The 23,074-nt window shown below is 62.1% G+C and carries 26 protein-coding genes; 12 read left to right on the top strand and 14 right to left on the bottom strand.

The window, feature by feature from the left end:
• Window positions 1–54: 54 nt before the first annotated feature.
• The 4 genes from JET17_RS27685 (at window position 55) to JET17_RS05100 (ending at window position 3,865) form a co-directional block, all read left to right on the top strand.
• Window positions 55–819, top strand: coding sequence for a methyl-accepting chemotaxis protein (locus tag JET17_RS27685; protein ID WP_420094543.1), 765 nt, complete (start codon window positions 55–57; stop codon window positions 817–819).
• Between the two features lie 178 nt (window positions 820–997).
• Window positions 998–2,119, top strand: coding sequence for a glycosyltransferase family 4 protein (locus JET17_RS05110; protein ID WP_042111194.1), 1,122 nt, complete (start codon window positions 998–1,000; stop codon window positions 2,117–2,119).
• Window positions 2,112–2,876 (top strand): DUF2334 domain-containing protein, encoded by a 765-nt coding sequence (locus tag JET17_RS05105; RefSeq protein ID WP_012312930.1) that lies wholly within the window; start codon window positions 2,112–2,114, stop codon window positions 2,874–2,876. Before JET17_RS05110 ends, JET17_RS05105 begins: the two co-directional genes overlap by 8 nt.
• Window positions 2,873–3,865 (top strand): lysylphosphatidylglycerol synthase transmembrane domain-containing protein, encoded by a 993-nt coding sequence (locus JET17_RS05100; protein ID WP_012312929.1) that lies wholly within the window; start codon window positions 2,873–2,875, stop codon window positions 3,863–3,865. The genes JET17_RS05105 and JET17_RS05100 overlap by 4 nt, the downstream gene beginning before the upstream one ends.
• Before the next feature lie 188 nt (window positions 3,866–4,053).
• Here the strand turns inward: JET17_RS05100 and purU are convergent, their stop codons facing one another.
• Window positions 4,054–4,905, bottom strand: coding sequence for a formyltetrahydrofolate deformylase (gene purU / locus JET17_RS05095; protein WP_012312928.1), 852 nt, complete (start codon window positions 4,903–4,905; stop codon window positions 4,054–4,056).
• A gap of 295 nt (window positions 4,906–5,200) precedes the next feature.
• On the opposite strand from purU, the gene mvaT reads away from it, so the two are divergent.
• Complete coding sequence (mvaT, locus tag JET17_RS05090; RefSeq protein WP_012312927.1) at window positions 5,201–5,578, top strand: histone-like nucleoid-structuring protein MvaT; 378 nt, start codon at window positions 5,201–5,203, stop codon at window positions 5,576–5,578.
• An 80-nt stretch (window positions 5,579–5,658) separates the two neighbouring features.
• On the opposite strand, the gene sbcB is transcribed toward mvaT, so the two are convergent.
• From sbcB to JET17_RS05075, 3 genes are all read right to left on the bottom strand, one after another.
• Window positions 5,659–7,095 (bottom strand): exodeoxyribonuclease I, encoded by a 1,437-nt coding sequence (sbcB, locus tag JET17_RS05085; RefSeq protein WP_012312926.1) that lies wholly within the window; start codon window positions 7,093–7,095, stop codon window positions 5,659–5,661.
• A gap of 46 nt (window positions 7,096–7,141) precedes the next feature.
• The gene (locus tag JET17_RS05080) at window positions 7,142–7,501 is read right to left on the bottom strand and encodes a PilZ domain-containing protein (protein WP_012312925.1); all 360 of its coding nucleotides are present in this window, start codon (window positions 7,499–7,501) and stop codon (window positions 7,142–7,144) included.
• Between the two features lie 123 nt (window positions 7,502–7,624).
• Window positions 7,625–8,011 carry a hypothetical protein gene (locus JET17_RS05075; RefSeq protein ID WP_012312924.1) on the bottom strand — a complete coding sequence of 129 codons (387 nt, stop codon included), beginning with the start codon at window positions 8,009–8,011 and terminating at the stop codon, window positions 7,625–7,627.
• 171 nt (window positions 8,012–8,182) lie between these two features.
• Between JET17_RS05075 and pyk the strand changes: the two genes are divergently transcribed.
• Window positions 8,183–9,637 carry a pyruvate kinase gene (gene pyk / locus JET17_RS05070; RefSeq protein ID WP_012312923.1) on the top strand — a complete coding sequence of 485 codons (1,455 nt, stop codon included), beginning with the start codon at window positions 8,183–8,185 and terminating at the stop codon, window positions 9,635–9,637.
• 54 nt (window positions 9,638–9,691) lie between these two features.
• Here pyk and JET17_RS05065 read toward each other — a convergent pair whose 3' ends face one another.
• Window positions 9,692–10,612: an iron-sulfur-binding ferredoxin reductase gene (locus JET17_RS05065; RefSeq protein ID WP_042111889.1), complete on the bottom strand. Its 921-nt coding sequence runs from the start codon at window positions 10,610–10,612 to the stop codon at window positions 9,692–9,694.
• A 249-nt stretch (window positions 10,613–10,861) separates the two neighbouring features.
• Between JET17_RS05065 and JET17_RS05060 the strand changes: the two genes are divergently transcribed.
• Window positions 10,862–12,385, top strand: coding sequence for a fumarate hydratase (locus tag JET17_RS05060; RefSeq protein ID WP_012312921.1), 1,524 nt, complete (start codon window positions 10,862–10,864; stop codon window positions 12,383–12,385).
• A gap of 29 nt (window positions 12,386–12,414) precedes the next feature.
• On the opposite strand, the gene JET17_RS05055 is transcribed toward JET17_RS05060, so the two are convergent.
• Window positions 12,415–13,287, bottom strand: a complete 873-nt coding sequence (locus JET17_RS05055) for a carbon-nitrogen hydrolase family protein (protein WP_012312920.1) — start codon at window positions 13,285–13,287, stop codon at window positions 12,415–12,417.
• Window positions 13,284–13,874, bottom strand: coding sequence for a GNAT family N-acetyltransferase (locus JET17_RS05050; protein WP_012312919.1), 591 nt, complete (start codon window positions 13,872–13,874; stop codon window positions 13,284–13,286). Before JET17_RS05050 ends, JET17_RS05055 begins: the two co-directional genes overlap by 4 nt.
• 115 nt (window positions 13,875–13,989) lie before the next feature.
• On the opposite strand from JET17_RS05050, the gene JET17_RS05045 reads away from it, so the two are divergent.
• Entirely contained in the window at window positions 13,990–14,388 is a 399-nt protein-coding gene (locus tag JET17_RS05045; RefSeq protein WP_012312918.1) for a nuclear transport factor 2 family protein, read from the top strand.
• A 42-nt stretch (window positions 14,389–14,430) separates the two neighbouring features.
• Here the strand turns inward: JET17_RS05045 and JET17_RS05040 are convergent, their stop codons facing one another.
• From JET17_RS05040 to JET17_RS05015, 6 genes are all read right to left on the bottom strand, one after another.
• Window positions 14,431–15,009, bottom strand: coding sequence for a DJ-1/PfpI family protein (locus JET17_RS05040; protein ID WP_012312917.1), 579 nt, complete (start codon window positions 15,007–15,009; stop codon window positions 14,431–14,433).
• Between the two features lie 52 nt (window positions 15,010–15,061).
• On the bottom strand, window positions 15,062–16,219 hold the full coding sequence (locus tag JET17_RS05035; RefSeq protein ID WP_012312916.1) for a phospholipase D-like domain-containing protein: 1,158 nt from the start codon (window positions 16,217–16,219) through the stop codon (window positions 15,062–15,064).
• A gap of 1 nt (window position 16,220) precedes the next feature.
• Window positions 16,221–16,802: a YceI family protein gene (locus JET17_RS05030; RefSeq protein ID WP_012312915.1), complete on the bottom strand. Its 582-nt coding sequence runs from the start codon at window positions 16,800–16,802 to the stop codon at window positions 16,221–16,223.
• Window positions 16,803–16,846: 44 nt separating this feature from the next.
• Entirely contained in the window at window positions 16,847–17,143 is a 297-nt protein-coding gene (locus tag JET17_RS05025) for a hypothetical protein (protein ID WP_012312914.1), read from the bottom strand.
• Window positions 17,140–18,222 (bottom strand): serine hydrolase domain-containing protein, encoded by a 1,083-nt coding sequence (locus JET17_RS05020; RefSeq protein ID WP_012312913.1) that lies wholly within the window; start codon window positions 18,220–18,222, stop codon window positions 17,140–17,142. The genes JET17_RS05025 and JET17_RS05020 overlap by 4 nt, the downstream gene beginning before the upstream one ends.
• 64 nt (window positions 18,223–18,286) lie before the next feature.
• The gene (locus JET17_RS05015) at window positions 18,287–19,174 is read right to left on the bottom strand and encodes a hypothetical protein (RefSeq protein ID WP_012312912.1); all 888 of its coding nucleotides are present in this window, start codon (window positions 19,172–19,174) and stop codon (window positions 18,287–18,289) included.
• A 149-nt stretch (window positions 19,175–19,323) separates the two neighbouring features.
• Here JET17_RS05015 and olsB point away from each other — a divergent pair, with 149 nt between their 5' ends.
• Together olsB and JET17_RS05005 are read left to right on the top strand one after the other, a co-directional pair.
• Window positions 19,324–20,079: an L-ornithine N(alpha)-acyltransferase gene (gene olsB / locus JET17_RS05010; RefSeq protein ID WP_012312911.1), complete on the top strand. Its 756-nt coding sequence runs from the start codon at window positions 19,324–19,326 to the stop codon at window positions 20,077–20,079.
• Window positions 20,079–20,867 carry a lysophospholipid acyltransferase family protein gene (locus tag JET17_RS05005; protein WP_012312910.1) on the top strand — a complete coding sequence of 263 codons (789 nt, stop codon included), beginning with the start codon at window positions 20,079–20,081 and terminating at the stop codon, window positions 20,865–20,867. Before olsB ends, JET17_RS05005 begins: the two co-directional genes overlap by 1 nt.
• A gap of 21 nt (window positions 20,868–20,888) precedes the next feature.
• Here the strand turns inward: JET17_RS05005 and JET17_RS05000 are convergent, their stop codons facing one another.
• Window positions 20,889–21,470: an ACP phosphodiesterase gene (locus tag JET17_RS05000; protein WP_012312909.1), complete on the bottom strand. Its 582-nt coding sequence runs from the start codon at window positions 21,468–21,470 to the stop codon at window positions 20,889–20,891.
• Between the two features lie 152 nt (window positions 21,471–21,622).
• On the opposite strand from JET17_RS05000, the gene JET17_RS04995 reads away from it, so the two are divergent.
• Both JET17_RS04995 and JET17_RS04990 read left to right on the top strand, forming a co-directional pair.
• Entirely contained in the window at window positions 21,623–21,925 is a 303-nt protein-coding gene (locus JET17_RS04995) for an ArsR/SmtB family transcription factor (protein WP_012312908.1), read from the top strand.
• Between the two features lie 18 nt (window positions 21,926–21,943).
• Window positions 21,944–22,993 (top strand): alkene reductase, encoded by a 1,050-nt coding sequence (locus tag JET17_RS04990; protein WP_012312907.1) that lies wholly within the window; start codon window positions 21,944–21,946, stop codon window positions 22,991–22,993.
• Window positions 22,994–23,074 lie beyond the last annotated feature (81 nt).

Genomic DNA, 23,074 nt, shown 5'->3' with positions numbered 1-23,074 from the left:
ACCGAGCAGGTCAACGAAGTGGCGCTACGCGTGATCAGCGCCTCCAACTCGTCGATGACCAACTCGGACGAGCAGTCCAACCGCACCAACAGCGTTGCCGCGGCCATCAATGAACTGGGTGCCGCCGCCCAGGAAATCGCCGGCAATGCCGCCCAGGCCTCGCAGCATGCAAGCTCTGCACGGCTGCTGGCTGAAGAAGGTCAGCAGGTAGTGACGCGCAATATCGAGGCGATGAATCGCCTGTCGGACCTGATCGTCACCTCCAGCGCGCACATCGAGACGCTCAACAGCAAGACGGTGAACATCGGCCAGATCCTCGAAGTGATCACCAGTATCTCCCAGCAGACCAACCTGCTGGCGCTGAACGCCGCCATCGAAGCCGCACGGGCTGGAGAAGCCGGGCGCGGTTTTGCCGTGGTCGCAGACGAAGTGCGTAACCTGGCGCACCGTACCCAGGAGTCGGCGCAACAGGTACAGGCGATGATCGAGGAACTGCAGGTTGGTGCGCGCGAGTCGGTCGATACCATGGGCCAGAGCCAGCGCCACAGCCAAGACAGCATGGCGATCGCCAACCAGGCGGGTGAGCGACTGGACAGCGTGACCGTGCGCATCGGTGAAATCGACGGCATGAACCAGTCGGTGGCCACTGCAACCGAAGAGCAGACAGCCGTGGTCGACTCGATCAACATGGACATCAATGAGATCAACATGCTCAACCAGGAAGGGGTCGAGAACCTGCAAGCTACCCTGCGTGCGTGCTCGGACCTGGAGCAGCAGGCCACCCGCCTCAAACAGCTGGTAGGCAGCTTCCGCATCTAGCCGCAAGCTGCAAGCTGCAAGTAAAAGCGGGTATGGCGCCACCTTTTGCTTGTAGCTTGTAGCTTGCAGCTCCCACCCAACCCAACCGAACAAACTATCCTTCAGGTAGGTCAACCTTAGGCGCGTCATCCCCGGCCTGTTACAGCCCGATGACGGACCAAAAGTCGATCCCGGAGGGATGCTGATCGTGCACATCGCTGACATCACCATGTTCTACGCCCCGGCCAGCGGCGGCGTACGCACTTATCTTGATGCCAAACACCACCGTCTCGACGCCATTGAGGGCGTACGCCACAGCCTGTTGATTCCCGGAGCCAGCGCTCGCCAGGAAGACGGCATCTATCAGGTTCCGGCTCCACCCCTGCCGTTCGGCAAAGGCTACCGCTTCCCGGTGCGGCTGGCCCCCTGGTGCAATGTACTGCGCGGCCTCAAGCCCGACCTCATCGAGGTGGGTGACCCCTACCTGACCGCCTGGGCGGCCCTTGAGGCGCGGCGTCAGCTGGATGTACCCGTGATCGGTTTCTATCACTCCGACTTGCCGCTGCTGGTCAGCAACCGTATGGGCAACTGGTTCACGCCAAATGTCGAAGCCTATGTCAGCAAGCTGTACGGAAATTTCGACCGAGTGCTGGCGCCCAGCCAGGTGATGGCCGACAAACTTCGCCGCCTGGGCGTGCGCGATGTCCATGTGCAGCGCCTGGGCGTCGATCTGGCCACGTTCAACCCGCAACACCGTGACCCGCAACTGCGCGCCGAACTGGGTATCCCCGATACCACCCGCCTGCTGATCTTCGCCGGCCGTGGCTCGCGGGAAAAAAACCTGCCCGTGCTACTCGATTGCATACAGCGCCTTGGCCGCCCTTACCACCTGTTGCTGGTGGGCTCGAACATGCCAGCCAACGTCCCTGACAACGTCAGCGTGATCAATCACTTCTGCGCGCCACAGGACGTCGCCAGGCTGGTGGCCAGCGCAGACCTGCTGGTGCATGCCGGCGACCAGGAAACCTTCGGCCTGGTCATCCTTGAAGCAATGGCCAGCGCCACTCCCGTGGTGGCCGTGCACGCCGGGGCCTTCGGCGAGATCGTCAATGAGCAGTGCGGGCGCCTGTGCCGGGCAAACGATGGGCAGGCCATGGCCACTGCAGTGCGTGAGGTGTTCGAAGCCGGCGTGCGCAAGCTCGGGGCCCAGGCCCGCTGCCATGTGGAGCAGCATTATTCATGGGATAATGTCGTCGCCGGTCTGCTGCAGCACTATCAAGCGGTGCTTGGCCATCAACCGCAGGTACGCGCCCATGCTTGAGCCCAGCGCCGCGCCGGGCAGCCTGATGCTTGTGCTGCACGACATCTCGCCCGAGACCTGGCCGGACTACCAGCCCTTCGTTCAGGCGGTCGATGAAATGGGCCATGTACCCATGACCTGGCTGGTAGTGCCGAACTTCCATCACCGCAACCCGCTGGCAGGCTCCCCCGCATTCTGCCGCTTGCTCGAACGACGCCTGGCGCGTGGCGATGAACTTGCGCTGCATGGCTTGTATCACACCGACGATGGGCCATCGCCGAGCAGCCTGCGTGAGTACTTCATGCGCCGCCTGTACACCCATGAAGGCGAGTTCTATGCCTTGAACCAAGCGCAGGCCATGCAACGCCTGGAGGCCGGCCTTGAAGTCTTCGCCCGGCAAGGCTGGCCCGTCGCCGGTTTCGTCGCCCCGGCCTGGCTGATGAGCCAAGGGACCCGCCAGGCCCTGAGCCAACTGCCGTTGCGCTACACCAGCACCCCGCAGCACCTCTATCGTTTGCCCGACTTCGCCGCGTTCAATGCCCCTGGCTTGGTCTGGAGTGCCCGTAGCGCCTGGCGCCGCCGTGTGTCGCAGACGGTCTGTGACTGGCAGTGCAGGCGCTGGCGCAACGCTGAAACCCTTCGCCTTGGGCTGCATCCGGTGGATATGCGCCACCGCTCGTCACGAGATTACTGGCTGCGAACGCTGGACAAGCTGCTGATGCAAGGGCGCGAACCCCTGACCAAGTCGGCCTGGCTACAGCGCCAGGCAAACGGATGAACCGTCTGGGCTGGCTGGCCATGGCTCTGGTGATGGCCATGGTGATACCGGCCCTGCTGGGGGGGAGCGAAATGCTGCCCAGGATCAAGGCCTTCGACCTCGGCCTGATGCTGACTCTGCTGGGCATAATCCTGCTGTGCTGGGTAATCAATGCCGTGCGCCTGCGTCTGCTGCTTGGCCAGCAGGGAACAAAGCTTGGACATCTACGCAGCCTCGGCGTAGTGATGGCCACCGAATTCGCCATTTGCACCACCCCAGGCGGCAGCGGTGGGCCGCTGACACTCATGGCGTTGCTGGCGCGTGACCGTATCGGCCCGGCACGCAGCGGCGCGGTGTTTGCCATGGATCAGTTGAACGACCTGCTGTTCTTCTTCTGTGCCATGCTGGCAATAGCCGGTTATGCACTGTTCCACACCCTTGGCCGCAGCCAGCAGGACATGCTGCTGGGCAGCGCCCTGCTGCTGTGCTCGGCACTGGTGGCAATTTTGGCGCTGCTACGTTATCGACGGACGGTGATGCGCTTCAATGGGCGGCTTTTGCAGCGCATGAGGATAGCGCCGGCGCGCAAACGGCGCTGGGCACGCAAGGTGTTGCATTTCATCGATGCCTTGGCACAGACCTGGCGGCTCCCCAAAAGCACACTAGCGTTTGTGTTTACCCTCACCTGCGCGCACTGGAGCCTGCGCTACAGCGTGCTGTACCTGGTATTGCGAGGCTTGGGCGTGGAGTTGTCGTGGATTCCGAGCTTTCTGGTGCAGATGCTCTCGCTCAGCGCCGGGCAGTTCAGCCTGCTGCCGGGCGGAGCCGGGGCCGCCGAGCTGACATCGGCCAGCCTGTTGACGCCCTTGGTGGGCAGCTCCACAGCTGCCGCAGCGATCCTGATCTGGCGAGCGGTCACTTTCTATTTTTATCTGCTGGCCGGTGGGCCGGTGTTTGTCTGCCTGCTAGCGCGCCCCCTGCTGGAGCGCTGGCGGCGTCAGGCGGGTTGAGTTGGCGCCAGAGCTCGGCGGCGCCGGGGAAATCGGTGCCGTCCTGTTCGCTCAGGGCGTCGGGGTCGTAGCGGGAAAGGCAGCCTTCACCGAGGATGGGCGGTGCTGATGCGGTGGGTTTGTTGCGTGCGCTGGGCATGTGAGATCCCCTGCATAGCCGGGGCTGCGCTGCAGCCCCAAAGCCGGTATCAATCGAACACGACAGTCTTGTTGCCGTGCACCAGCACGCGGTCTTCCAAGTGATAGCGCAGGCCACGGGCAAGCACCATCTTCTCGACGTCGCGGCCGAAGCGGACCATGTCCTCGATGCTGTCGGCATGGCTCACGCGTACCACGTCCTGCTCGATGATCGGGCCGGCGTCCAGCTCTTCAGTCACGTAGTGGCAAGTCGCACCAATCAGCTTCACCCCACGCAGGGCGGCCTGATGGTAAGGCTTGGCGCCGACGAACGACGGCAGGAAGCTGTGGTGGATGTTGATGACTTTTTCGGCGTAATCCTGGCACAGCTGCGGTGGCAGGATTTGCATGTAACGCGCAAGCACCACCACATCAGCCGCATGCTCCTGAACCAGGCGCGACACTTCAGCAAACGCAGGCGCCTTGTCTTTCGGGTCGACCGGTACATGGAAGAACGGGATGCCGTGCCACTCGACCATGCTGCGCAGGTCGTTGTGGTTGGAAATCACGCAAGGGATCTCGCAATCCAGTTCATCGGTGTGCCAGCGATGCAACAGATCAGCCAGGCAGTGGGATTCGCGGCTCGCCATCAGCACCACACGCTTTTTCTGAGCCGAGTCAGTAATGCGCCAGGCCATGGAAAACTCTTCGGCGATGGGCGAGAAGGCTTCACGGAAAGCCTCGATACCGAATGGCAGCGATTCGGCGCGGATTTCATGGCGCATGAAGAACCAGCCGCTCTGCTCATCGGAGTGGTGGCTCGCTTCGTTGATCCAGCCATTGTACAAAGCCAGGAAATTACTGACTTTCGCCACGATACCAACACGGTCGGGGCAAGCGATCACCAGACGATAGGTGCGCATGAATAAGACTCCAGAACTTCGCAAAGGCGCTCATTCTAGCGGCACGCCCGGAAAAACGCAGTAATCATTGCACCCCGCCACCGCCGCCTCCTCGCTTACACGCAAGCAGCGGCACGCAGCAACAGCGAGGGCGAAACATGACGAATTACGGGGGCTAATGTAAATATTTTTTTAACCTTGAGATATTTTGTCACAGCCACATAAACAGTTGACGAACTGATTAATAGGTTTACTTGAGAGTTTCGCCTGTCTATTATTGCTCCACACATTCCGAACACGCATTAAGGAACACTCCATGTCCCTGATCAACGAATACCGCGCCACCGAAGAAGCCATCAAGGAACTTCAGGCCCGCCTGGCCAACCTGTCGCAGGATGACAAGCTGAAAAAAGAACTGGAGTTCGAAGGCAAACTGCGCACACTGATGGGCGAATACTCCAAATCGCTGCGCGACGTCATTGCCCTGCTCGACCCAGAATCGAAACTGAGCAAAGGGCCACGTGGCGCAGTCAAGACCACCGCCACCAAACGTGCGCGCAAGGTCAAGCAATACAAGAACCCGCACAATGGTGAAGTGATCGAAACCAAAGGCGGCAACCACAAAACCCTGAAAGAGTGGAAAGCCAAATGGGGTGGCGACGTGGTTGAAAGCTGGGCGACCCTGCTGGACTGATTGTCCGCTTGATCGCTGTACTGCTTAAAACAAGAACGCCGGCACGATGCCGGCGTTTTTGTTTACCTGTACAAAACCACTCAAAAATTGATGGCAAATTGCTCGGCCAGTTGTCGGGCATGCGCCTGCCAGGCATCCAATACCTGCCGCCCTGCCTCGTCCGCGTTGGCCCAGGCGCTTTGGCGTGCCTGCTCGAAGTCACCAAGCGTGTTCGGCGCACCCCATTGCGGATCGCTCAATCGCTGCTGGCAGAAACCATACCAGCGTTGCCGCTCTTCGCTATTCAAGGTCTCCGGGAAGTTGCGCGCCCGATACCGGAATAACAACTCGGGCATGCGCGGGTCATCGAACATCCAGTGGCCTTGCCCCAACTGTGCAGGGTCCAGCGTTCTTACTTGTTCGCACAGCCGGCGATCGCGGTCGCCGAGAAACCCTTCATACAATTGCTGTTCCGGATCTTCACTCGGGACAAAGTCTTCCTTGCCGTAAATGTGTTCCAGCTTGTGTTGCCAAGCGTTCTGTTGATTGGCCAACTCTTCAGCGCGTGATTGTACGAGCGCCAAATCGATACCGAGCCGTTGCTGATCGGCCGCGCGCAATACCGAGAGCGGGGCCACTACCGGGCAGCGATTGATCTGCACCAACTTCAGCGGTATGGGTAATTGCCCGTCAGACAATTCCTCACGGCGGGTGTACAAGCGTTCCCGAATTACCTCGGCACTTTCCCTTAATAAGGGTAGGGTTTCCTGTTGCAGGTCGCACACAATCAGCGCGTTGCGATTACGTGGGTGCCAGGCCAAAGGCAAGACCACCCCCAGATAACTGCGCGCCGCCGAGAAGCGCCCCGATATATGCACCAACGGCTGCAGCAGACGGATTTGCTCCATCACTTTGTGCTTGCTGCGCAACTGGAACAGCCACTCATACAACTTGGGTTGCTTGTGCCGGATCAAGCGTGCCAGAGCGATGGTAGCCCGCACGTCGGAAAGTGCCTCGTGTGCATGCCCATGATCGATGCCATTGGCCTTGCTGAGCAGTTCAAGACGCAGGCTGGTGCGCCCGTCCTGTTGCGGCCAGACGATGCCTTCAGGGCGAAGGGCATAAGCAGTGCGTACCACATCGATCAAGTCCCAGCGGCTATTGCCGCCCTGCCACTCCCGGGCATACGGGTCGAAGAAGTTGCGGTACAGGCTGTAGCGGGTAACTTCGTCGTCGAAGCGCAAGGTGTTGTAACCGGCGCCGCAGGTCCCGGGGAGGGCCAGTTGCGCATGCACCCGAGTCATGAACTCGGCTTCGCCCAGGCCTTGGCTGGCCAGTTGCTGCGGGGTGATGCCTGTAACCAGGCAGGCCGCCGGGTGCGGCAGGATATCGTCGCTAGGGCGGCAATAAAGACTGATCGGCTCGTCGATCTCATTGAGCTCGAAGTCGGTGCGCACACCGGCAACCTGCAACGGCCTGTCGCAGCGGGGGTTGATACCGGTGGTTTCGTAGTCGTGCCAGAAAATGCTTGAGGTCACGGGGACGTCCTGATCAAAGGTCGCCCCGATTCTAACGGACGCGGCCTCAGACGGAAGCGTTGGCCGGATGGAAACTGAAATAGACGCGCAATGAACGCACGAAATCATCGTACTCGCGCGGCGCCTGCAGCAGCATGAAGCCCGAATCGTAATGGCCTGGCGTCTGGTCCTCACGGCACCACAGGCAACTGGCGGTCAGGTTGATGAACTGAACGCCGCCACCGGGCAGCGGCAGGCGTAACTGTAGCTCGAAGTCGGGCCCCACCAGCACCGGCAGCTGGCTGATCAACATCAAGCCATCTTCCGAGGCATTGCCCAACTGCCCGATCGGCTGATCGGTAAAGCGGTTGAAGACCCTCAGTACGCAAGGTAACTGATGGCGTTCGATATGACGCTGATTGAACATGGTCACAATTGCAGTCCGTACCCGATGCCAGGAATACGAGGTACTGGCGGTTGTTGTAACAACTGAGTTACAGGTTAGCGCAGCGCATGCGGCAAATCCCGTGAAATAAACGATACCTTCGTGTTAACGCCAAGGAGAGGTACTCACCGGGTTGGCCATCGCAGCCTCGCCAGCGCGGTAGTGGCCCAGCTTCTCCAGGGTCTGCAGTCGCGCCTTGGCCCGGTATGCATACTCGTTGCGCGGATATTGCTGGATCAGGTACTCATAGGTCTGCGCAGCGTCCACGAAAAGCTTCTGGCGCTCCAGGCACTGGCCACGCAGCAACGACACTTCCGGATGGATGAACGGCCGCGCGCGGCTGGTACGGTCGACTTGTGACAGCTCGAGCATGACCCGTTGGCAATCGCCACGGTCGTACGCACGATAGGCGTTGTTCAGATGGTGGTCCATGGACCAGCGGGTACAGCCGACGGCGCTGGCCGCCAGGGCGAAAACGATCAGGGCTCGCATGGGGATCTCCTTTAATAAAGAGTATATCGGCGTGCCGGTATATTTCTTCAGCTTGCAACTTGCAGCTTGCAACTGCCCTACCTTACCCGCCTGCAGGTAGTGCAACGGAACAATGACTACAGCGCGATTCAGGAGTAGCCTTTCGCTGCGCTTCACTATAGGAGTCTGTGCATGACCATCCGCCGTACCAAAATCGTCGCCACCCTCGGCCCCGCCAGCAACTCGCCGCAAGTGATCGAACAGCTGATCCTCGCCGGCCTGGACGTGGCACGCCTGAACTTTTCCCACGGCACCCCGGACGAGCACAAGGCGCGCGCCCGCCTGATCCGTGAAATCGCTGCCAAGAACGGCCGCCATGTCGCATTGCTGGGCGACCTGCAGGGTCCGAAGATCCGCATCGCCAAGTTCAGCAACAAGCGCATCGAACTGAAAATCGGTGACAAGTTCACCTTCTCCACCGCCCACCCGCTCACCGAAGGCAACCAGGACATCGTCGGTATCGACTATCCCGACCTGGTCAAGGACTGCGGCGTTGGCGACGAACTGCTGCTCGACGACGGCCGTGTGGTCATGCGCGTCGAGACCGCTACCGCTGATGCGCTGCACTGCGTGGTGATCATCGGTGGCCCGCTGTCAGACCACAAAGGCATCAACCGCAAAGGTGGCGGCCTGACCGCGCCGGCCCTGACCGAGAAAGACAAGGCCGACATCAAGCTGGCCGCGGAAATGGACCTGGACTACCTGGCCGTGTCCTTCCCGCGTGACGCCAGCGACATGGAGTATGCCCGCAAGCTACGCGACGAGTCCGGCGGCAGCGCCTGGCTGGTGGCCAAGATCGAGCGTGCCGAAGCCGTTGCCGACGACGAAACCCTCGACAAGCTGATCGCCGCCTCCGATGCCGTGATGGTTGCCCGTGGCGACCTGGGCGTGGAAATCGGCGACGCTGAGCTGATCGCTATCCAGAAGAAGATCATTCAGCACGCTCGCCGCAACAACAAGGCGGTGATCGTGGCGACCCAGATGATGGAGTCGATGATCCAGAACCCGATGCCGACCCGCGCCGAAGTGTCCGACGTGGCCAACGCCGTGCTGGACAACACCGATGCGGTGATGCTGTCGGCCGAAAGCGCCGCCGGTTCCTACCCGATCGAAGCGGTCCAAGCCATGGCGCGCATCTGCTTGGGCGCTGAAAAGCACCCGACCAGCCAGAAGTCCAGCCACCGTCTGCACACCACCTTCGAGCGCTGCGACGAGAGCATCGCCCTGGCGGCAATGTACACTGCCAACCACTTCCCCGGCGTCAAGGCGATCATCGCCCTCACCGAAAGTGGCTACACCCCGCTGATCATGTCGCGCCTGCGCTCGCACGTACCGATCTACGCACTGTCGCCGCACCGCGCTACCCAGGCACGTGCGTCGATGTTCCGCGGCGTCTACCCGATCGCGTTCGACCCGGCTTCGCTGCCGGCCGACAAGGTCAGCCAGGCGGCAGTCGACGAACTGCTCAAGCGTGGCCTGGTGGAGCAAGGCGACTGGGTGATCCTGACCAAGGGCGACAGCTACCACACCATCGGTGGTACCAACGGCATGAAGATCCTGCATGTCGGTGATCCGCTGGTCGGCTGATCTGCCTCAACCGGCGCCGCTCTGCGGCGCCGGTTCAATCACTGCACACCGTCTTCAGGCATGCTCGACGAACACATCGGCAAATACCTGATTCCTCGGTACCCCCGCAATGAAAAGCCGCCGCGCGAAACGCTCTACACTTCCCGGCGAGCCACACACCAACGCGATAGTCTGCCGCGATGATGGCCGCAATGTCGCCAGCGCTGCATCCAGCTGATCCGCCAGTACCTGCTCGACACTCACGCCTTCGATGTGCATCAACGGCTCAGCCAGGTAATGCCCTGCGTTATCATGCGCCACATGCATCACTCTGATTTCCCCCCGATGCCCCTGCCGCAACGCCTCGCGCAAGATGCCCCACAACGGTGCAAGCCCGGTACCTGCCGCCAGCAGCCACAGCGCTTGCGCCTGCCAGTCCAGGTCGTAATACAGCGCCCCACCCCGCAGTTCCCCCAAGCGCAACGTATCGCCAACCTGCAGCCCACGGGCCTTGTCGCAAAAGGCGCCCGGGCGCTGGCAGTCGATATGGAACTCCAGGAACTCATCTTCGCCCGGCAGGCTTGCCAAGGAATAGGGCCGGGCCACCGGACCGTTCCACAGCACCACATGCTGACCGGCCTGATAACGCAATGCCCGCTCCGGCCGCAGGCGCAAGCGCAGCACATCACCCGACCAGTCCAGCGCACAGACCTGTGCAGGAATGCCGTCCTGCAGAGGGTCGAACACCGCTACGCGCAGGTCGTCAATCACCCGGCACTGGCATGCCAGCCGCCAGCCCTGTGCGTGTTTTTCCAGCGCCAGGGCCTCGGGCATTGCATCGGCGGGTTGCCCGTCCAGGCAATGCACCAGGCAGGCGTGACAGCTACCTGCACGGCAGCTGTAGGGCACATTCAGCCCCGCGTCGTTCAGGGCATCGAGCAGATTGCTGCCGGTGGGCACCGTCCAGCGGCGCTCGCCCACACAGAGTTCAGGCATGGTCATCACTTCTCCGGCTATACATCGCCACTCTAAGGCAAGCCGGCATCGGCAGCAAAAAGGATGCCCATCGCCTGCCGACCATGGTCCAGACCACACGCAGGTGTTTCGCAGGCACAGGCGCGCTATACTGCCGCGCCTTTTTGCGTCGGCCTGACCTGTCGACGCCTTGCCAGGCGTTTCGACACGCAGGTGTGCAGTGTCGGAAGGCCTTTACGAATGTTCCCGTCTTTAAGAGGAGCGCGCTGCATGACCGTGATCAAGCAAGACGACCTGATTCAGAGCGTCGCCGACGCCCTGCAATTCATTTCGTACTACCACCCCGTCGATTTCATCCAGGCGATGCACGAGGCCTACCTGCGTGAAGAGTCGCCTGCCGCGCGCGACTCCATCGCCCAGATCCTGATCAACTCGCGCATGTGCGCCACCGGCCACCGCCCGATCTGCCAGGATACCGGTATCGTCACCGTATTCGTGCGCGTCGGCATGGACGTGCGCTGGGACGGCGCCACCCTGAGCGTCGACGACATGATCAACGAAGGTGTGCGTCGCGCCTACAACCTGCCTGAAAACGTTCTGCGTGCCTCGATCCTGGCCGACCCGGCCGGTGCCCGCAAGAACACCAAGGACAACACTCCAGCCGTCATCCACTACTCGATCGTCCCAGGCGACAAGGTCGAAGTCGATGTGGCAGCCAAAGGCGGCGGCTCGGAAAACAAGTCGAAGATGGCCATGCTCAACCCGTCCGACTCGATCGTCGACTGGGTCCTGAAGACCGTCCCGACCATGGGTGCCGGCTGGTGCCCGCCTGGCATGCTCGGCATCGGCATCGGCGGTACCGCCGAAAAAGCCGCGGTCATGGCCAAGGAAGTGTTGATGGAGTCCATCGACATCCATGAACTCAAAGCCCGTGGCCCGCAGAACCGCCTCGAAGAGATCCGCCTGGAGCTGTTCGAGAAGGTCAACCAGCTGGGTATCGGCGCCCAGGGTCTTGGTGGCCTGACCACCGTGCTCGACGTCAAGATCATGGACTACCCGACCCACGCCGCATCCCTGCCGGTGTGCATGATCCCCAACTGCGCCGCCACCCGTCACGCGCACTTCGTGCTCGACGGTTCCGGCCCGGCCGAGCTGGAAGCCCCGTCGCTGGACGCCTACCCGGAAATCGTCTGGGAAGCCGGCCCGAGTGCCCGCCGCGTCAACCTCGACGACATCACCCCGGAAGAAGTGGCCAGCTGGAAGCCGGGCGAGACCATCCTGCTCAACGGCAAGATGCTCACCGGCCGCGATGCCGCGCACAAGCGCATGGTCGAGATGCTCAACCGTGGTGAAACACTGCCGGTTGACCTGAAAGGCCGCTTCATCTACTACGTCGGCCCGGTCGACCCGGTCGGTGACGAAGTGGTAGGCCCGGCTGGCCCGACCACCGCCACCCGGATGGACAAGTTCACCCGCCAGATCCTTGAACAAACCGGCCTGCTGGGCATGATCGGCAAGTCCGAACGTGGCCCGACCGCCATTGAAGCGATCAAGGACAACAAGGCCGTGTACCTGATGGCCGTCGGTGGCGCTGCCTACCTGGTGGCCCAGGCGATCCGCAAGTCCAAGGTTCTGGCCTTCGCCGAACTGGGCATGGAAGCGATCTACGAGTTCGAAGTCAAAGACATGCCAGTCACCGTCGCGGTGGACAGCAACGGTGAGTCGGTGCACATCACCGGCCCTGCGCTGTGGCAGAGCAAGATCGCCGAAAGCCTGGCGGTAGAAGTCAAGTAATCGGTATTGGGGCCGCTTTGCGGCCCCATTCACGCAATCCGCTCGAACTGCTCAGGCCAATCGCGCCTGGTAAATACCTGCCCCTGCTCCCTCACCCGCCGGACCGCTCCCAGATCCACATCGCATACCAGCCACTGGCTGCCCGCAAGGCTCAGCGTTTCACTTTCACAAACCACCCCATTGCCCGGCATGCCATGATCCGGCGGCACGAACAATCCCGCACGCCCAATGTTCTCATCCAGCGCCGGTGACCACTGTGCCAACCCCACGGTCGGGCTCTGTAACACCGCAATCTGGTTTTCCAGCGCACGCGCCTGAATTCCGATGCGCACGCGGTGGTAGCCGGCCTCGGTATCGGTACAACTGGGTGCCAGAATCAGGTCGGCACCCGCTTCGGCCAAGTGCCGCGCCAGCATCGGGAACTCATTGTCATAGCAGATCAGGATGCCCAGGCGACCGAGGCCCGTATCGAACACCCTCAGCCCCTGGCCCGCGGTAATGCCCCATTGTTCACGCTCGAAACGGGTCATCATGAGTTTGTCCTGATGCCCCAGCACACCCTCAGGGCCGAATAGCCAGGCTCGGTTGCGGTAGTGCCCATCATTGTCCAGTACCGGTAGGCTACCCGGCTGCAGGTAGACACCCAAGCGCCGGGCGATATCTTCGCACAGCTCCAACCAGGGCTCGATCAACGGCTGGACACCGGCAATGGAGGCTTTGAGGTCGCCGCGCTGGTCGGCAGGCAACTGGCCACTGAGCACCAGGCCGGCGTATTCGGGCAACAACAACAGTTGAGCGCCCGCCTCCGCCGCCTCGGCGCATACGCGTTGCAGGTGCCCGGCATAAGCATCCCAGGTTTCATGCAACTCGATGGCGTACTGGCAGGCCGCCACACGGATCATATCGGCAGTTCCTTGAGCCAGAACGACATGATCTTGTTGCTGCTTTCCGGCTCGTCCAGGTCGCGCCAGGCGTAATGAGTGCGCAGGGACGGGTCATGCAGGAAGCCCCGGTTTCGCCAAAACCCGTGCAATGGCTTGTAGTTGGCAGGCCGCCTGGGATGCACGCCAGGGCGCTCGACGGTGCAGAACGCGCAATAATCGAATTCGGCCAGCTTGTGCGCATAGGACTCGCGCTCGATGAAGAAGCGTACACCCAGGCCTTGGCCACGGTATTCGGGCAGTACCAGCGATTCGCCAAAGTAGTACACACTGGCGGGGTCGCGCCCCTGCGCCAGGAACGGCTGCTGGAACTGGGACGCAACATCCACCAGCGGCACGCCGGTCGAGGCGCCAACCACCTGGCCCTTGTCCAGGGCCAGCACTACCAGGCTGCGGCCCGAGCGAGCATAGGCTGCCAGGTACTCGGATTCATACTCCAGCGTGCCGTCATAGAGATAGGGGAACTCGCGGAAAACGGTCAGGCGCAGGCGAGCGAGGTCATCGATGTAAGGCGCGATAGCGGCGCCGTGCAACAGGCGTATTTCCATGCTTGGCGGTCGTTTTGTCGATGTGGATGACGCGCTCGGCTAAGCCGGGCTTGAGGGGAAACCCTATCATCCGAACCAATGCTCCACCTTTTCCCTACACGACAGGAACTGTTCCATGACCGCTACCGAACTGGTAAATGCTTACTACGCAGCCTTCAATGCCGGGGACATGCCTGCCTTCCTTTCATTGCTCAGCGAAGACGTGATTCACGACATCAACCAGGGCGAGCGGCAAATGGGCAAGGCCAGGTTTGCCGCGTTCATGCACAAGATGAACCGCTGCTACCGCGAGCGCCTGGCCGATATTGTGGTGATGCAGAATACCGACGGCAGCCGGGCGGCGGCCGAGTTCACCGTACATGGCGAGTACCTGGCCGATGATGAGGGGTTGCCAGCGGCCAACGGGCAGACCTACGTGCTACCGGCAGGCGCCTTCTTCTACATTCACTGCGGGAAAATTGCCCGGGTAAGCAACTACTACAACCTCAATGACTGGGTTGAGCAGGTGGGTTGAACCCACTGGCCCTAGCGCCGGCAAGCCGGCGACGAGGCCAGCTCAGCTGATACGCGTCCCCAGCACCTTGAGGAAGGCCGCAAGCCATGCCGGGTGTGCCGGCCACGCTGGAGCTGTCACCAGGTTGCCATCCACGTGAGCCTGGTCCACGGCGATGTCGATGAACTTCCCCCCTGCCAGACGTACCTCCGGCGCACACGCCGGATACGCACTGCACTCACGCCCTTCCAGCACGCCAGCCGCCGCCAGCAACTGCGCACCATGGCAAACCGCCGCAATCGGCTTGCCGGCCTGGTCGAAAGCTTTGACCAGCGCCAGCACACGCTCATCCAGGCGCAAGTACTCCGGAGCTCGGCCACCAGGGATCAGCAAGGCGTCGTAGCTTTCGGCACGGACCTGGACGAAATCATGGTTCAGGGCAAAGTTGTGTCCAGGCTTCTCGCTGTAGGTCTGCTCGCCTTCAAAATCGTGGATCGCCGTGCGCACCGTCTGGCCCGCGATTTTCTCCGGGCACACCGCATGCACCGTGTGGCCCACCATGCTCAAGGCCTGGAAAGGCACCATCGCCTCGTAGTCCTCGACGTAGTCGCCCACCAGCATGAGAATCTTTTTCGCGGTCATCGCATCCACTCCTTCGGTAGTTTGGGGAACAACCACTGCACGATAGTCTGCTTCAGTCACGACGGTCGAGCAGGTTGACCACCAGGCGGTCCATCCAGCCCCACATCCGCTGCTTCAAACGACGCCACAGTGGCCGTGCGTGCCAGTGGTCAAGATCGACTTCTTCACTGAGGGCGAAATCGCGCTCGAAGCTGGCGATCACGGCCGCGGTCAGCGGCGGGTCTAATGCCTCGACATTGGCCTCTAGGTTGAAGCGCAGGTTCCAGTGATCGAAGTTGCAGGAGCCGACGCTGACCCAATCATCCACCAGCGCCATCTTCAGATGCAGGAAGCAGGGTTGGTATTCGTAGATCCGTACGCCGGCGCGCAACAATCGAGGGTAGTAGCGATGGCCAGCGTAACGCACAGACGGATGATCGGTTCGCGGACCGGTGAGCAGCAGGCGTACATCGACACCCTTGCCTGCCGCCCGGCGCAGCGAACGGCGCACGCTCCAGGTTGGCAGAAAGTAAGGTGTGGCCAGCCAGACCCGCTGTTTACCGCTGTTGAGCGCGCGCACCAGCGAATGCAAGATGTCACGGTGCTGGCGGGCGTCGGCATAGGCCACGCGGCCCATGCCCTGGCCTTGCACCGGCACCTTGGGCAGGCGCGGCAGGCCGAAGCCTTCAGCGGGGCGCCAGGCAGTACGGCGGTTGTTGGCCTGCCACTGGCGGTTGAACAGCAGCTGCCAATCGCTGACCACCGGGCCTTGCATCTGCACCATCACCTCATGCCACTCGCTGGTCGCTTCACCCGGCGTCCAGAACTCATCGGTGACACCGGTACCACCTACCACCGCCAAGCGTTCGTCAACCAGCAGCAGCTTGCGATGGTCGCGATACAGATTACGCAGGCCGCGGCGCCAGCGCAGGCGGTTGTACCAGCGCAGGTACACACCGGCATCCAGCAGGCGTTGGCGCAAAACCGAATTGAAAGCGAGCGAGCCGTAGTCATCGAACAGGCACCGCACGCGTACACCGCGCCGGGCCGCCTGCTCCAGTGCCTCGACCACAGCCTCGGCGCAGGCACCGGCCTCGACCAGGTACAACTCAAGATCGACCTGGGCTTGAGCACCCACGATCGCCTGGAGCATGCGTGGAAAGAATGCGGGGCCGTCGATCAGCAGTTCGAACTGGTTGCCATCGCGCCAGGGAAAGACCGGCCCCGGCATGTCAGCGGGCGTTGAAAATCAGCACCGCATTGACCGGTACCGTCGGGTTGATGGATTTGAGCTTGGCGAACTTGCGCAAGGTTTCCAAGCCGGGCAGCAGGCCGAAATCGTGGGCGTGCAGTATCAACGGCTCAAGGGTCACCACCTGGAAGCGCCGCGCATCGAGGCGGGTTGCCAGCAACAAGGCGTTGTAGCTGTGCGACTGGCCATGCAACGTAACGGTCAGCGGCAGGCGCAATTCGATCTGCGCGCCGTCGGCCAGGTCGTTTATCGGCCGCAGGTCGAGCTGGGCCTTGACCGTCGCTTCGGCAAAGCGACCGACCTCGAACAGGTCCTCACGCATGCGCTCGTCCCGTAGCGGGATACCACTGCTCACCGAATCCATCTCGATACGCAGCCCGGCTGCGCCTTTGCGGTCGACGGTGCCATGCAGTACCAGAAAACGATGGACCTCGGCCGTATCGCCGTTCTTGCCGGTGACGAATGAAAGGCGTGAGGATTCACCATCGAGGTGCCAATTGGCGTGGGCGGGCAGGCACAGAGCCAGCAATAGGACGGGTAAAAGACGGGGCAGCTTGAACATGAGAGATCTCGTGAAACCAGACCGCCAACCTTACCCGGCCGTCTTCATGGCAGCAAGCGGCAGCCAACCTGCGCGCCCTGCCATGCCGCCTGATTGCGCTGGCCCAGCCCTGCAGCACTGACCAGACGCTGCTGGCTATCCTCCTCCAGCATGCTCAACGGCAACCACTGCGCTACATAACCCCGACAATAGGCGCGGTCCAAGCCCATGACAAAACGGCAGGAGCAATACTCCTTGGCCGAATAAGCCGAAAGAATACCCGGGAAATCCGCCAATGCCTGGCGTTCCAGCCAGGCCCAGCCCAGTAAGGCAACCATCACCAGCCCCAGCAGGCGCTTCATGCACCCTCCTTGGCCAGCGCTGTCAGCACACGCTTTAGCAGTTCGTTATGGCTGTAACTGCCATCACGGTCATCGGCGTAGCGGACGATGACCAGCTTGCGGGTCGGCAGTATGTAAAGGGCCTGGCCCCAGTGGCCGAGGGCGGCATAGGTGTCTGCCGGCGCGTCAGGCCAAGGCAAAGTACTGCCCGGCAGTGGCTGGTTGAGCCACCAGTGGCCACCCGGGTTGGCTTCGCCGGGCAGCGGTGTGGCCTGCCTGAACAGGGTACGATTGAAGGCAACCCAGCTTGCCGGCAGCAACTGACGGGCACCCCAGCGCCCTTCACGCTGCATCAACAGGCCGATGCGCGCCAGGTCGCGGGCACTGAGGTAGAGGTAGGAGGAGCCAACGAAGGTGCCACGGCCATCGCGCTCCCAAACGGCGCTGTGAATGCCCAGCGGGGTGAACAGCGCCTGCCAGGGGTAGTCAGGGTAAGAACTGCCCTTGAGCATGCCGCGCAATGCGGCGGCCAGGACATTGCTGTCGCCACTCGAATAAATGAATCGCTGCCCGGGCTTTTCGGCAACGGGCCTTGCAGCAGTATAAGCCGCCATGTCATGGCGCCCGCGGGTATAGAGCATGGCCACCACCGAGGATTTCAGCGGTGCGTATTCGTAGTCCTCCTGCCAGGCCAGGCCACTGGCCCAATGCAACAGATCGGCCAGACGCACGTCGGGGTGTGCTTGCATGGGTGGGTAAAAGCGGGCCGCAGGGTCCTGCAGCTGAAAACGGCCCTCACCTTGGGCCACGCCCAGCACTGTCGCCAGCACGCTTTTGCTCACCGACCAAGTCAGGTGGGCGGTTTTCGCGGTGGTAGGCGCGGCATACCGTTCGTGCAGGATACGGCCGTCGCGAATGATCAGCAGGGCGTCGCTGCGAATGCCGCTGCGCTTGGTGGCGTTGCGTTCAGGGAAGGCATAGCTGTCGACAGCCTGCCAGTCGATGGCCGTGATGTCGGCCTGCCAATCCGGTAGGGGCCAATCCTCAGCCCTGGCCGAACCGACGGCCACCGCCAGGATCATCAACCCTGTCTTCAACATAAACGCCTCTTGGGGTCGCAAGGCGACCCGGGTTTTCAACGGATCAGGCGATCCTGGCAGGCGTTCATGACAATCCGGCAGCCTCCCAAGCCTTGGCCAAGCGCTTTTCCCGAGCAGCCGTCGCCAGCGCCATCACCCCTTGATCCCGCTGCCATAGCTGCGCCCATTGCGCCGGTCCGGCCGACAGCGCTTTGTCGATGGCCCCCTTCAGTGCCTGAAACTGCGCAAACAAGCCCCCCAGCAACAAATGGCAGCCGACACTGTCGGCGCACTGGCGGCTGGCCTCGGCGCAGCCGGCCAACAAGGCAATCAGGCGCAACCGCAGTTCCTGTTGCCAGGTGCATTCCTGCGCTACGCCATACAACCAGGCAACCATCGCCGCCAGCACGTACAAATCTTCCAGTGAGCGAAACGGTTTAACGTACGCATCCCAACCATCACCGGCCAACAACTCGCAGGCAGCCTGGCGCAGCTGCAGGCGCCCGTGGCCGACCTCAGGCATCAATGGCAGGGTCGGCAACGCCTCCAGAGTCACCCCTGGCTCACCCGGATAAACCACCCCCAGGCTCAGGCGCGGTGCTTCACCCTGCCCTTCGCTGCGCGCCGCCACCAGCAGCCATTCGGCGTCAAGCCCGGCGGTCACGAAGTCCTTGCTGCCGGTCAGGCGCAAACCCTCCAGGCGCGTCTGCATGTCCGCAGGGCGCACGCTACGCCGCTCGGTGGCGCATAACGCGCCGAGACTGGCAGGGGCGCTAGGCCACAGCATGCGAAAGGCGGCCTGGTAGCCAATGAGAAACGCCAGGCCGGGTGTGGCCATGGCGCGCCCAGCCAGCACCGCCAGCTCGAACGGGGCGCACCCACCGAGGCGCTCGAGCTGCGCGGCATATGTCTCACCCAAAGTACCGGCCAGAGGCTGGCGAAAAGGATCGTTGAGTCGTTGCAACCAGGCCATCGGACGCTCCTCTCATAAGCGCTTTTCAGGGCGTGTCACGCAAGCATCACCAAAGGTTCACAGGGGTGACACCGCGGCTACCTAGGCTGACTTTGCACAACAAAGCCGGCCGGCCGCAACCCTTCATGGCTGGCTTAGGGAGACTCGCAATGACTCGGACAGCTCGCTCTGGCGACAACAGCACTGAACGCCGTCTGCAAGCCGAACGCCTGGTCGGCGCCGCGGCCCTGCAGGAAGCACAGGCCCTGCGCTACAAAGTGTTCAGCGCAGAATTCAAGGCCAGGCTCAAGGGCGCTGAACTGGGCCTGGACATGGATGACTACGACGTACATTGCCAGCACATCGGTGTACGCGACCTGAGCACCGGCGAACTGGTCGCCACCACCCGTCTACTCGATCATGAGGCCGCCAGCAGCCTGGGGCGCTTCTACAGCGAAGAAGAATTCAGCCTGCATGGCCTGCTGCAACTGCAGGGCCCAATCCTCGAACTGGGCCGCACCTGCGTCGACCCCGACTACCGCAACGGCGGCACCATCGCCGTGCTCTGGGGCGAGCTGGCCGAAGTACTCAACGAGGGCCGCTACAGCTACCTGATGGGCTGCGCGAGCATCCCCATGCAGGATGGCGGGGTCCAGGCTCATGCCATCATGCAACGCCTGCGTGAGCGCTACCTGTGCAACGAACACCTGCGTGCGGAGCCGAAGAACCCGCTGCCCACTCTGGCCCTCCCGAACAATGTCATCGCCGAAATGCCGCCGCTGCTGAAGGCCTACATGCGCCTGGGTGCGAAGATCTGCGGTGAACCCTGTTGGGATGAGGACTTCCAGGTTGCCGACGTGTTCATCCTGCTCAAGCGTGATGACCTCTGCCCACGTTACGCCCGCCACTTCAAGGCAGCGGTCTGATGCGTAAACTGCGGGTGTTCGCCCGCCTCGCAAGGCTGTTGCTGGTGCTGCTCTTCGGCATGCTCATGGCCAGCGTGATCGCCATCGGTGAACGCATGGGCATGAAGGCCTCCAGCGAGCGTCGCCAGCGCTGGACCTGCCTGTTCATGAAACGCCTGGTCGCTGCCCTGCCCTTCGACGTGCGGGTAATCGGTGAACTGCCCAAACGGCCGATGTTGTGGGTCAGCAACCACGTGTCCTGGACCGATATCCCGCTGCTCGGCATGCTGCTGCCGCTGTCGTTTCTGTCCAAGGCCGAAGTCCGCCACTGGCCCGTGGCTGGCTGGCTGGCAGAGAAAGCCGGCACATTGTTCATCCGTCGCGGCGGCGGCGACAGCCAGCGCTTGCGTGAACAGATCAGCGCACAACTGGGCGACGCCAGGCCGCTGCTGATCTTCCCCGAGGGCACCACTACCGACGGGCGCCAGTTGCGGACCTTCCATGGGCGTTTGCTGGCAGGCGCCATCGATCAAGGTGTGGCGGTGCAGCCTGTTGCCATTGAGTACCTGCGCAACGGCGAGGCTGACCTGGTTGCGCCGTTCATTGGTGATGATGACCTCGTGTCACACCTGATGCGGCTATTCGCCGAGCCGCGGGCTGAGGTGTGCATCCACCTGTTGCAGCCGATCAGCAGCGTGGAAAAAGAACGCGCAGCGTTGGCATTTCAGGCGCAGCAGGCTATCCACATGGCGTTGTTCGGGGTTGGCGAAGTCGAGGTAGCGGCGCGCCGGCAGGCCCGGGCTGCTTGATGCTTGATTGGCAGCACACCGCTATCTGCCAGACCTCTGTGCCGCGGCAAACGTCTGCAACTGCGGATAGAACTCACGGAAATCAGCCAGCAACGGCTCGTACAAGTGCTCAAGCTCCGCCATCACTCCCATCATGCCCTCAGGTCGGGACAAGCGTCGCCCAATGCCGTTGAAGACCTGCTCCAGGGTGGAAAAATTGCCATACGCCCCCAGCCAGTCATCTGCGGCCATCAAGGGCGCAATGCGTGCCAGCCGCCCTGGCAACTCGGGCTCGGCCAGCAACACGCGATAGAACGCACCGGTAAACTGCTCCAGCGACTGTTCGGCATAGTCGCCCCAGTGCTGCGCCAGGCAATGGTCGAAGAACACATCCACAATGATCCCGGCATAGCGGCGCCGCTCCCGGGGGAACCGCGCCAGCGCCGCCAACACCAACGGGTGCTGATCGGTATAGCTGTCGATGTGCCGATGCAGCCGAATGGCGGCCTCCAGCGTCGGCGCAAAGCGCCCCTCCAGCGAGCCTTTGACAAAATCGCCATACAGGCTGCCAAGCAGTTGTTGCGGCGCCGGGCCGCCCAGGTGCAGGTGTGCGAGGTAGTTCATGGGCGCAGTTTAGCACTGCTCATACGTATATCGTTATAACGCGATATAACGATTCGCGCTCAGCTCAGAACCACTTCATATTTCTATATCGCGAAATACCGATTTATATTTCGCCATATCGCGATATACCGCTACACCACGAGCCCCACACCATGCCTCTCGATCTCGACGACATAATAAAAGCCCTGGCCCACCCGGTCCGGCGAGAAATCCTCAACTGGCTCAAAGACCCGGCAGCGCACTTTCCCGCCCAGCATCACAGCACCGAACACGGTGTCTGTGCCGGGCAGATCGATCAACGCTGCGGCCTGTCGCAGTCGACCGTTTCTGCCCACCTGGCGACGTTGCAGCGCGCAGGCCTGATCAGCAGCCAGAAGGTCGGCCAGTGGCATTTTTTCAAACGCAACGAAGCCACCATCCAGGCGTTCCTCGAACAACTGCGCCAAGCGCTTTGACAAGGCAGGTAACCCGTTATGACCACGCTTTTCGATCCGATCACACTGGGCGATGTGCAACTGCCCAACCGCATCATCATGGCGCCGCTGACCCGCTGCCGCGCCGACGAAGGCCGGGTGCCCAACGCGCTGATGGCCGAGTACTACGTGCAGCGCGCCAGCGCCGGGCTGATCCTCAGTGAAGCGACCTCGGTCACTCCCATGGGCGTGGGCTACCCTGATACGCCAGGCATCTGGAACGACCAGCAGGTACGCGGCTGGAACAACGTGACCAAGGCCGTGCATGGCGCGGGCGGTCGTATATTCTTGCAACTCTGGCATGTCGGCCGCATTTCCCACCCCAGCTATTTGAACGGTGAACTGCCGGTGGCTCCCAGCGCCATCCAGCCCAAGGGCCATGTCAGCCTGGTGCGCCCGATCACCGAATACCCGACTCCACGGGCCTTGGAAAGCGAAGAGATCGCCGACATCGTCGAGGCTTACCGCAGTGGCGCAGAGAACGCCAAGGCTGCCGGTTTCGATGGCGTGGAAATCCACGGTGCCAACGGCTATCTGCTCGACCAGTTCCTGCAGAGCAGCACCAACAAGCGCACCGACCGCTACGGTGGTTCACTGGAAAACCGTGCCCGCCTGCTGCTGGAAGTGACAGACGCAGCCATCGGCGTGTGGGGCGCAGGCCGTGTCGGCGTGCACCTTGCGCCGCGCGCAGACTCCCATGACATGGGTGATGCCGACCGCGCCGAGACCTTCTCCTATGTAGCGCGGGAACTGGGCAAGCGGGGTATCGCCTTCATCTGCTCTCGGGAGAAGGAAGCCGATGACAGTATCGGCCCGCTGATCAAAGCAGCGTTTGGTGGCCCTTACATCGTCAACGAGCGGTTCGACAAGGCCAGTGCCAATGCCGCGCTGGCCAGTGGCAAGGCGGATGCGGTGGCGTTCGGTGTGCCGTTCATTGCCAACCCGGACCTGCCGGCACGGCTGGCGGCCGATGCGCCGCTGAACCAAGCGCACCCGGAAACCTTCTATGCAAAAGGGCCGGTGGGGTACATCGATTACCCGCGGTTGTAAGTAAGATCGCCGGGGCCGCTTTGCGGCCCTTCGCGACACAAGGCCGCCCCGACAGTCGACCGCTCAATTTCGTGTAGGAGC

This window comes from Pseudomonas putida (assembly GCF_016406145.1).
GTDB classification, from domain to species: Bacteria; Pseudomonadota; Gammaproteobacteria; order Pseudomonadales; family Pseudomonadaceae; genus Aquipseudomonas; species Aquipseudomonas putida_E.
The sequence above is the reverse complement of the archived record's forward strand: the minus strand, read 5'-3'. Positions and strand labels throughout refer to the sequence as shown.